Annotated in this window: 9 protein-coding genes; all 9 read left to right on the forward strand. The window is 70.9% G+C overall.

Annotated elements, in window-relative coordinates; all coding sequences use genetic code 11:
* Positions 1-77: 77 nt before the first annotated feature.
* The 9 genes from IE302_RS01790 (at position 78) to IE302_RS01830 (ending at position 8,762) form a co-directional block, all read left to right on the forward strand.
* Complete coding sequence (locus IE302_RS01790) at positions 78-812, forward strand: response regulator (RefSeq protein WP_308436834.1); 735 nt, start codon at positions 78-80, stop codon at positions 810-812.
* Complete coding sequence (locus IE302_RS01795) at positions 809-2,215, forward strand: ATP-binding protein (RefSeq protein ID WP_191251067.1); 1,407 nt, start codon at positions 809-811, stop codon at positions 2,213-2,215. Before IE302_RS01790 ends, IE302_RS01795 begins: the two co-directional genes overlap by 4 nt.
* A complete protein-coding gene (locus IE302_RS01800) occupies positions 2,212-2,673 on the forward strand; it encodes a GerMN domain-containing protein (protein WP_191251068.1) in 462 nt (153 codons plus the stop codon). The genes IE302_RS01795 and IE302_RS01800 overlap by 4 nt, the downstream gene beginning before the upstream one ends.
* Positions 2,674-3,309: 636 nt before the next feature.
* Positions 3,310-4,059 carry a 2,3-dihydro-2,3-dihydroxybenzoate dehydrogenase gene (gene dhbA / locus IE302_RS01805; RefSeq protein WP_191251069.1) on the forward strand — a complete coding sequence of 250 codons (750 nt, stop codon included), beginning with the start codon at positions 3,310-3,312 and terminating at the stop codon, positions 4,057-4,059.
* Positions 4,060-4,197: 138 nt separating this feature from the next.
* Entirely contained in the window at positions 4,198-5,394 is a 1,197-nt protein-coding gene (locus IE302_RS01810) for an isochorismate synthase (RefSeq protein WP_191251070.1), read from the forward strand.
* Positions 5,391-7,013, forward strand: a complete 1,623-nt coding sequence (locus IE302_RS01815; RefSeq protein WP_191251071.1) for a (2,3-dihydroxybenzoyl)adenylate synthase — start codon at positions 5,391-5,393, stop codon at positions 7,011-7,013. Before IE302_RS01810 ends, IE302_RS01815 begins: the two co-directional genes overlap by 4 nt.
* Positions 7,010-7,681 carry an isochorismatase family protein gene (locus IE302_RS01820; protein ID WP_229907549.1) on the forward strand — a complete coding sequence of 224 codons (672 nt, stop codon included), beginning with the start codon at positions 7,010-7,012 and terminating at the stop codon, positions 7,679-7,681. The genes IE302_RS01815 and IE302_RS01820 overlap by 4 nt, the downstream gene beginning before the upstream one ends.
* Positions 7,678-7,911 carry a phosphopantetheine-binding protein gene (locus IE302_RS01825; RefSeq protein WP_191251075.1) on the forward strand — a complete coding sequence of 78 codons (234 nt, stop codon included), beginning with the start codon at positions 7,678-7,680 and terminating at the stop codon, positions 7,909-7,911. Before IE302_RS01820 ends, IE302_RS01825 begins: the two co-directional genes overlap by 4 nt.
* Positions 7,908-8,762 (forward strand): siderophore-interacting protein, encoded by an 855-nt coding sequence (locus tag IE302_RS01830; protein WP_191251077.1) that lies wholly within the window; start codon positions 7,908-7,910, stop codon positions 8,760-8,762. The genes IE302_RS01825 and IE302_RS01830 overlap by 4 nt, the downstream gene beginning before the upstream one ends.
* Positions 8,763-8,782 lie beyond the last annotated feature (20 nt).

The raw sequence follows: 8,782 nt of genomic DNA on the forward strand, positions 1-8,782 counted from the left end.
CGCACGGATCGCGCCGTGACAGAACCAGGACATTCCGTGGACGTTCCGCGGAACCGGGACGGGCACGATGGCGTGTCATGGACGAGCGGATTCCGGCCGGCGCTGCGATAGTCGTCGGCATGCCCAGGGTGCTGCTCATCGAAGACGACCAAGCCGTGCGCGACGGGCTGAGCATGGCGCTGGGCGGACGCGGTCACGCGGTCGACGCGGTGGCCACCGGCGAGGAGGGACTGGCCAGGCTCGCGTCGCGGCCGCCGGACATCGTCGTGCTGGACCTCATGCTGCCCGGACTGGACGGATTCGAGGTCTGCCGCCGGATCCGGGCCGGCGGCGATCTGCCGATCATCATGCTCACCGCGCGCAACGAGGACATCGACGTCGTGGCCGGGCTCGCCGCGGGCGCGGACGACTACGTGGTCAAACCCGCCAGGGCCCAGGTACTGGAGGCGCGGATCCGCGCGGTGCTGCGGCGCAGCGGGCAGGCGTCGCCTTCAGTGCCCGTGCCGGCCGGGATCGAGCGGCACGGCGACCTCGGCGTCGACCGCGCGGGGCTGACGGTGACCAAGGCCGGCGATCCCGTCGCCCTCGCCCCGACCGAACTGCGGCTGCTGCTGGAGCTCACCCAGGTGCCGGGCCGCGTGCTCAGTCGCCAGTATCTGCTGGAAAGCGTCTGGGAGCACGGCTATTTCGGCGATTCCCGGGTCGTCGACGCCTGCGTGCAGCGGCTGCGCGCGAAGATCGAGGACGACTCGTCCGCCCCGGTGTACGTCCAGACGGTCCGCGGGTTCGGCTACCGCTTCGGACCGCTGTGAAGCTCGGTGGGCTGCGCACCCGGTTGCTGCTGGCGTTCAGCCTGCTCGTCGTGATCACCGCGGCGACGGTCGCCGGAGGCACCTATGTCCAGTCCCGCACCGTGATCCTCCAGCAGGCGCAGGACGCCACCGCCCGGGTCCTGGTCGACAAGGCCACCGCGCTGTACCCGCTCGGCCCGCTGCCGCCGGGCGACGGGACGCTGGGCCGGATCAGCGGCGAACTGTCCGATCGCGACTTGAGTTCCCTGGTCCTGTACGAGGACCGCGCCAGTGGGAGCGAACAGCTCCGATCGCTGATCTCGCCCGAACTTCGCGAGCGGGTGCGGTCTGGAATCGTCGCCTGGCAACGGGTCGACTCCGGTGGCACGCCGATGCTGGTGGTGGGCACCAGGTTCACCGTGCTCCTTCCCGGCGGGCAGCAGCGGGCTTCGGGCATCGAGGCCTACATCGCGCGCAGCATGGTCCCGGAGGAACAGAGCATCGACGAACTCGCCAACCGGGCGTGGCTGATCGGCGGGGCGGCGCTCGTGTTCGCCATCGGGCTGGCGCTTTTGGCCGCGCGCGGTGTCCTGCGGCCGGTGCGGGAGCTGGGCGACGCGGCGCATCGGCTTGGGGAGGGCGATCTGCGGACCCGGATCGACGTGCGCGGGGCGGACGAACTGGCGGGCGTCGCGCGGACGTTCAACGAGACGGCCGAAGCGCTGGAACGTCACGTCGGTGACCTGAAACGGATGGAGGCCGACGCGCGGCGGTTCGTCGCCGACGTCTCGCACGAACTGCGCACTCCGCTGGCCGCGATGACGGCGGTCGCGGACGTCCTGGAACAGGAGGCCCCACGGCTCTCCGGGGACGCCGGTCGGGCCGCGCGGATGACCATCGAGGAGACCCATCACCTGACCCGGCTGGTGAACGACCTCATCGAGGTGTCCCGGTTCGACGCCGGCGCCGCCGCGCTCGCGCCGGAGGAGGTCGACGTCGCCGAGGTGGTCACGGCGAGCCTGCGCATCCGCGGCTGGGCGGGCGAGGTGGAGGGAGACCTGCCCGCCGGGATCTTCGCCGGGCTGGACCCCCGGCGACTGGACGTCATCGTGGCGAATCTGGTCGGAAACGCCTTGCGGCACGGGGAAAAGCCGGTCACGCTCCGGCTTTCCGAAGCGGGGGAGTGGATCACGCTGGAGGTCACGGATCGCGGACCGGGGCTGGCGCCCGAGGTGCTGCCGCACGTGTTCGACCGGTTCTACAAGGCGGATTCGGCCAGGGCCCGCTCCGGCGGCAGCGGACTCGGGCTCGCGATCGCCTGGGAGAACGCGCGTCTGCACGGCGGCACCCTGATCGCCGCGAACGGCGAGGGCGGTGGCGCGGTCTTCACGCTTCGCCTGCCAAGCCAAGGAGTGACGGCATGAAGAAGACCTGGTTCTTGCTGATGCTGGTGGTTTCGGTCGTCGCCGGGTGCGGTGTCCGGCCCAGTGGCGTGATCCCCGGCGCGCCCGCGCCGGTGGGCCCGGCCGACGGCGCGGTGCTCTACTTCCTGTCCGGCGGTCAGCCGGTCCGGGTGCTGCGCCCGCTCGCCGGCGGACTGACCCCGGCGAACCCCGTCGACCTGCTCGCCGCCGGACCGGACGAGAGCGAGCGGGAACGGCGCTATACCAGCGAAGTCCCGTCCGGGATGGTGGTTCTCGACCAGACGTCCGCGCCGAACGGCGCCACGGTGACCGTCTCGGTCGGTCTCGCCGGGCTTTCGGCGCTCGCGGTCGACCAGATCGTGTGCACCGCCAGGGATTCGCTCGGCGGAAGCCCGCAGATCACCTTGCGTGGCGAGGGAGTCGTACGCGGTCCGTTGTCGTGCCCCCTGCCTGGTTAGGTTCTGGCCGCGGTCGGTCTCGCAGGTCACGGAATCGCGGGCGCCACGTTGGCCTCACCTGTGCCAGCAGTCACAGGGGCCGCGCGTGAAGGCCCCCTTCACGCGGCTCAGCCGAGGAAACTCGACCTTCACGCCAGCCCAAGTACATGAAGGCTCCCTTCCTTGCGCCTAGCTACAGGAAGGGGGCCTTCATGTACTTCAAGCGGGCAAGGGCGCCGGAACCGAGGCGGTCGGGGGACGTGAGTGGTAGGTGGGGTTAGAGCGGACCGGTATTTGCCGCCTACGCCTGAGCTGCCGGCCTCGGACCTTGATCAACGGAGGATCCGGGACACTCAACGTCCCCGATCCTCCGTTGATCATGGTCGCGCTGGTCAAGTCCGGTGACAGACGACGTGACGGGGGACGATTCAGGCCGTTCAACGTCCCGAATCCTCCACGCTTGACCGCAGCCACCTCAGTGGGTAAGCAAAAGCGAGTCCGTTCTAACCTCACCTACCACTCACGGCCAGCTGTACCGACGCCTCACCTCCGCTTTCCCAGGAGTGGCCTGAATCACCGGTGTCGGTCCCTCGCTTTGTCCGGATTCGCCCGCTAGCTTAGGCAAGGCTAAGCAAATGGGACGTGGGGTGGTTTGGCGTGGAAGGGATCGAGGGCAGGGTCGCGCTCGTAACCGGAGGCGCGCGCGGGATCGGCGCGGCCGTCGTGGACGGACTGGCCGAGGCGGGCGCGATCGTGGCGGCGGTGGATCTGGCAGAAATACCGTCCCGGGACGGGGTGACGTCGTTCATCGCGGATGTCGGGGATCCCGCGGCCGTGGCCCGCGTGGTCGACGAGGTCGAACGCGAACTGGGGCCGATCGGGATCGGGGTGTCGGTCGCGGGCGTGCTGAAACCGGGGTCCGTCTGCGAGACGAGCGACGAGGACTGGGCGGCGACCTTCGCGGTCAACTCCACCGGCGTCTTCACCGTGCTCCGCGAGATCTCCCGCCGGATGCTGCCCCGCCGAAGCGGCGTGCTGGTGACGGTCGGTTCGAACGCCGCGGGCGTCCCGCGCACCGGGATGGCCGCTTACGCCGCCTCGAAAGCCGCGGCGACGATGCTGACTCGCTGCCTGGGGCTCGAACTCGCCGGCTCCGGAATCCGCTGCAACATCGTCTCGCCGGGTTCGACCGACACCGACATGCAACGTCTACTGTGGACGGACGAGAACGGTGCGGACCGTGTCATCGCGGGAAATCAGGAGCAATACCGCGTCGGCATACCACTGGGCCGGATGGCGGAACCCGCCGACATCGCCGACGCCGTCCTGTTTCTCGCCTCCGAGCGCGCGCGGCACATCACGATGCAGAACCTCTACGTCGACGGCGGCGCCACGCTCCGTGCGTGATCTCGATGACGCAACGAAGACTTTTCGGGTCCATATGATTAGGTTAGGCTAACCGAAAAGTAGTCTTTGGCGCTTTCCTCACTGAGACACCTTAAGAGTGCCTACCTGGTCAGTAGTATTTGCGAAAGGGAATTCGTCGTGTCCTCACCCGCACCGGCCCGACCAAGGCCGGTCCACCAGGCGGCCGATCTGCTGGCGGCGTACCTGCCCGGATCGTTCTACTACTCGTCCGCTCGAGGATCGCTGCTCGCCGACGGGGTGTACTCCCCGGTCCACGCGGCGCCGGGCGAACGTGCCCGTGCCGCCGCCGAAGTCCTCGACGCCGCCCTGGTCGCGGGCGTGACCGAACCCGTGGTGGCCGGGGCGATCGGATTCCGGCCCGACGCCCCGAGCAGCCTGGTGGTGCCCGCGGTGGTGCGGCGGGCGGGCCCGCCGCGGACGGGGGGACCGGTGGCACCGCTCGGTGGCGGGTCCTGGTCGGTCTCACCGCGCCCCGCGCCGGAGGTCTACACCACCGCTGTCACCAGGGCACTGGACGAGATCCGCGACGGTGACCTGCGCAAGATCGTGCTCGCCCGCTGCCTCGACGTCACCGGCGGCGACCCCGTCGCCGTGCCGCGCCTGCTGGCCCGTCTCGTCCACGCCGACCCGGCCGCGCACGCTTTCGCCGTCGACGTCAGCGCGCCCGGGGATCCCGCGCCGCGCACCCTGATCGGCGCGAGCCCGGAACTGCTGGTCTCCCGCCGCGGGCGGATCGTCATGGCGAACCCGCTGGCCGGGTCGCGGCCGAGGGTGGCCGACGATGCCGAGAACGCCCGGCGGATCGACGATCTGCTGGCGTCCGGAAAGGACCGTGCCGAGCACGCCCACGTCGCCGCGCAGGTGGCCGAGGTGCTGGGCCGGTTCTGCGTCGACCTCGATGTCCCCGCCGAACCCGAGGTGATCGGCACACCCACGATGTGGCACCTCTCGACCCGCATCAGCGGACGGCTCACCGACGCGGGCGACGCCGGCTCTTCCGCGCTCGCGCTGGCCGAAGCGCTGCATCCGACGCCCGCCGTCTGCGGCGTCCCGACCGGACTCGCCCGCGACACCATCGCCGCCCTCGAACCCGAGGACCGCGGCTACTACGCGGGTCTCGTCGGCTGGACCGATCAGGACGGTGACGGCGAATGGGTCGTCACCATCCGCTGCGCCGAGGTCCGCGACCGGACCGTGCGGCTGTTCGCGGGCGCGGGAGTGGTGGCGGGCTCCGACCCGGCGGCCGAACTCGCCGAGACCGGCGCGAAGTTCGGCACCATGCTGCGGGCGCTCGGTCTGGAGGGTGTGGCGTGAACCCGGACCACGTGCCCTGGCCGCCGGAAACCGCCGCGCGCTACCGGGCTTCGGGTCACTGGCGCGGCCAGACCTTCGGCAAGTTGCTGACCAGCCTCGCCGAAGCCTACGCCGAACGGCTCGCCGTGATCGGCGAGACCGCGCGCTGGACCTTCGCCGAGCTCGACGAGCGAGCGCATCGGCTCGCCGCCGGATTCGCCGGAGCCGGGATCCAGGCGGGCGACCGGGTCGTCGTGCAACTGCCGAACGTGCCCGAGTTCGCGTCCGTCATCTTCGGACTGTGGCGGGCCGGTGCGCTGCCGGTGTTCGCGCTGCCCGCGCACCGGGCCAGCGAACTGCGGCATTTCGCCGAGCAGAGCGAGGCCGCGGCGATCCTGACCGTCGGCGAACACGAACGGTTCGACCACGCGGGCATGGCACGGTCCGTCGCGGACGAAATCTCTTCGGTGCGAGACGTTTTCGTCGTCGGCACGGAGGAGTTCGCCGCGCTCGAAGCGACCGCTCCGCGTGCCCTGCCGGATCCGGACCCCGCCGGTGTCGCGTTCCTCCAGCTGTCCGGCGGCAGCACCGGACTGCCCAAGCTGATCCCGCGGACGCACGACGACTACCTCTACAGCGTCCGGGAAAGCGCCCGGATCTGTGGTCTGCGCCCGGAAAGCGTGTACCTGGCGGCGTTGCCCGCCGCGCACAACTTCCCGCTCAGCTCACCCGGTCTCCTCGGCGCCCTGCACGCGGGCGCGGCGACGGTGTTCGCGCCGCGCCCGGACGCCGACACCGCGTTCCGGCTGATCGAAGCCGAGGGCGTGACGATCACCGGCCTCGTGCCGCCGCTGGCCGCCGCGTGGGCGCAGGCGGCCGCGAGGACCACCCGCGATCTGTCCACTTTGGACGTCCTGTTGGTCGGTGGCGCCAAATGCGCCCGCGAGCTCGCCGAGAAGATCGGGCCCGCGCTGGGCTGTCGTCTGCAGCAGGTGTTCGGCATGGCCGAGGGACTGGTCTGCTACACCCGGCTCGACGACCCGGACGAGTACGTCCTCGCCACCCAAGGGCGGCCGATCTCGCCGGACGACGAGATCCGCGTCGTGAACCCGGACGACCCACTGTCCACTTCGGACGACGTCGTCGCGCCGGGTGAGATCGGCGCGCTGCTGACCCGCGGGCCGTACACGATCCGCGGGTACTACCGCGCCGCCGAGCACAACAAGACCGCGTTCACCGAGGACGGCTTCTATCGCACGGGAGACCTCGTGCGGCGACACCCGTCGGGACATCTGGAAGTGGTCGGCCGGGCCAAGGAACAGATCAACCGCGGCGGCGAGAAGGTGGCCGCGGAAGAGGTCGAGAACCATCTGATGGCCCATCCCGGCGTGCTCGACGCCGCCGTCGTCGCGGTGCCGGATCCGTATCTGGGGGAGCGCACCTGCGCTTATGTCGTCCCCGCTGCCGGTGCCGAGCCCGCCGCGGCGGAGCTGCGGCGGTTCGTCCGCGAGCGTGGCGTGGCGGCGTTCAAGGTGCCGGACCTGGTCCAGGTGGTGCCGGAGTTCCCCGTGACCGGCGTCGGCAAGACCAGCAAACGCGAGCTGCGGGCGGCGTTGGCCGCCCTGGCGAAGGAGAAGTGAACGTGTCACTGCCCAAGATCCAGCCGTACGCCCTGCCGACGGAGGCCGAACTGCCCGCCGGGCGAGTGGGCTGGAAGCCCGATCCCGCCCGCGCCGCGCTGCTGGTGCACGACGTGCAGCGGTACTTCCTCGCGCCGTACGAGGGGGCCCCGATCCCGGAGATGGTCGCGAACATCGCCGCGCTGGCCGACGCCGCCCGCGCCGCGGGTGTCCCGGTGTTCTACACCGCGCAGCCCGGGCACCAGGCCGCCGAGGATCGCGGTCTGCTCACCGAGTTCTGGGGCGACGGCATCGGCGCGGTCATCGACGACGACCCCGCGGCCGCCGACGTCGTGGACGAGCTCGCCCCGAAACCGGGCGACACCGTGCTGACGAAGTGGCGCTACAGCGCGTTCCAGCGCAGTACCTTCACCGAACAGCTCGCCGAAGCGGGCCGGGACCAGCTGCTGATCACCGGCGTCTACGCGCACATCGGCTGCCAGGCCACCGCCGTCGAGGCGTTCATGCGCGACGTCCAGCCGTTCCTGGTCGGCGACGCGGTCGCGGACTTCTCCCGCGAACGTCACGACCAGGCCTGCGAGTACGTCGCCCAGCGCTGCGGCGCCCTGACCACCACGGCCGCCGCGCTCGCCGCGCTGGCCCCGATCCACGCCGGAGCAAGTAAATGAGCCTCACCCCAGCGAAGATCCAAGCGGACGTCGCCGAACTGCTCGGCTGCGACCCGGCCGAGCTGAAGCCGGAGACCGACCTCATCGATCTCGGTCTCGACTCGATGCGGATCATGGGCCTGGTCGAGCAGTGGCGCACCGAGGGCGCGGAGAACCTGGAGTTCGCCGATCTCGCCGAGCAGCCGACCTTCGGCCACTGGACCCAGGTGCTCACCGGGAGCGGCGCGTGAGCCGCGCCGACCACCGGCACCGTCACCTCGAACGGATCGCCGAGGTCCGGGAGGGTGCGCACGCGGAGAAGGTGCCGTACCCGATCCGCGTCCGGCAGGCCGAGGTCGTCCGCACCGAGATGATCGGTTCCGGGCTGCTCCGCGTCACCCTCGGCGGCCCCGGAACGACGGGCTTCGAGGCGCATTCGCCCGACGAACACGTCAAGCTCCTGTTCCCCGAACTGGACGCCGAGCCGCGGCTGCCGGTGCAGGACGGCGACATGCTGCGCTGGCCGAAGCCGTCGCCGACGTCGCGCGAGTACACGGTCCGCCGGTACGACCCGGCTTCCGGGGAACTCGATCTCGATGTCGCACTGCACGAGGGCGGCCTCGGTTCCGGCTGGGCCGAGAACGTCACTCCCGGCACGCCGGTGCACGTCGCCGGCCCGCCCGGCGGGCTGATCGTCCCGCACACCTACGACCGTTACCTGCTCGCCGGTGACCTCACCGCGTTGCCCGCGATCGCGCGCTGGCTCGAAGAACTGCCCCGCACCGCCGCGGGCTGGGCGTTCATCGAGGTCACCGACGCGAGCGAGGAGATCGAGCTGACCGCGCCCGAAGACGTCGAGGTGCACTGGCTGCACCGGGGCGACGTCGCGCCGGGCGCCTCCGACGTGCTGGCCCGCGCGGTCCAGACGATCGAGGTGCCCGCCGGAGACCGGCTCTACGCCTGGGTCGCGGGGGAGGCGGGGCAGATCAAACCGCTGCGCCGCTGGCTCAAGAACGATCTCGGGCTCGGCAAGGACGACCACGACGTGACCGGCTACTGGAAACGCGGGGTCGCCGACTTCGACGACGAGCACGACCACTGATCCCCACCCACTGAAAAAAC

The organism is Amycolatopsis oliviviridis (assembly GCF_014654365.1).
GTDB classification, from domain to species: Bacteria; Actinomycetota; Actinomycetes; order Mycobacteriales; family Pseudonocardiaceae; genus Amycolatopsis; species Amycolatopsis oliviviridis.